This is a genomic window from Rugamonas brunnea (assembly GCF_014042345.1).
Taxonomy (GTDB): domain Bacteria; phylum Pseudomonadota; class Gammaproteobacteria; order Burkholderiales; family Burkholderiaceae_D; genus Rugamonas; species Rugamonas brunnea.
The window spans coordinates 1-254 of record NZ_JACEZT010000077.1 but is presented as its reverse complement, the minus strand read 5'-3'; the positions used below and the strand labels follow the sequence as shown (position 1 = coordinate 254).

1 tRNA gene and 1 rRNA gene are annotated in these 254 nt (G+C 53.9%); both read right to left on the bottom strand.

Features of this window, described 5'->3' with window-relative positions:
- Position 1: 1 nt before the first annotated feature.
- A tRNA-Ile gene (locus H3H37_RS25570) sits at positions 2-78 on the bottom strand.
- Between the two features lie 75 nt (positions 79-153).
- Positions 154-254 (bottom strand): 16S ribosomal RNA (locus tag H3H37_RS25565); the annotation flags it as partial.

The window sequence follows — 254 nt, the reverse complement described above, 5'->3', positions numbered from 1 at the left end:
CTGGTAGGGCTGGTTGGACTCGAACCAACGACCCCCGCGTTATCAACACGGTGCTCTAACCAGCTGAGCTACAGCCCCAAATGCTGTTCTTCTTAATTACAGTCGATAAGTGTGAACGCTTGAGGATTGGTCCGTAGACCAGTGCGACTCTAGAAAGGAGGTGATCCAGCCGCACCTTCCGATACGGCTACCTTGTTACGACTTCACCCCAGTCACGAATCCTACCGTGGTAAGCGCCCTCCTTGCGGTTAAGC